Raw genomic sequence first — 447 nt, forward strand, 5'->3', positions numbered from 1 at the left:
ATGCATCGGTGCTGTACGCCGAAGTCGAAGTCGACAAACCGCACGCCCTGCGCTTCGCCGAATCGGTATCGATTACGCTCGCGGCGAGCCGCTGAGCTTCAAGCTTCAAGCTTCAAGCGGTAAGCTAACCGCCGACCCCGATCCAATCTTGCAGCTTGAAGCTTGCCGCTCAAAGCTGTCTCGAAGAGACCCCTCATGACTGATCAACAACGCCTGGAACTCGAAGCCGCCGCCTTTCGCCGACTGGTCGCCCACCTCGACAGCCGCAAGGACGTGCAGAACATCGACCTGATGAACCTTGCCGGATTCTGCCGCAACTGCCTGTCGAAGTGGTACACGGCCGAAGCCGACCACCGCCAGATCGAGGTCAGCCTCGATGACGCCCGCGAAGTGGTGTACGGCATGAACTACGCCGAGTGGAAAGCACAATACAAGCAAGAAGCAAGC

1 protein-coding gene and 1 pseudogene are annotated in these 447 nt (G+C 59.1%); both read left to right on the plus strand.

Translation table 11 applies throughout. From position 1 onward, the window contains the following. Positions 1 to 95, plus strand: a pseudogene (gene folX / locus J5M71_RS28465) (dihydroneopterin triphosphate 2'-epimerase); the annotation flags it as partial. A gap of 100 nt (positions 96 to 195) precedes the next feature. Then, on the plus strand, positions 196 to 447 hold a 252-nt coding region (locus J5M71_RS28470; RefSeq protein WP_207838982.1), incomplete at its 3' end, for a DUF1244 domain-containing protein.

This window comes from Pseudomonas sp. 43(2021) (genome assembly GCF_017490805.1).
Lineage (GTDB): Bacteria > Pseudomonadota > Gammaproteobacteria > Pseudomonadales > Pseudomonadaceae > Aquipseudomonas.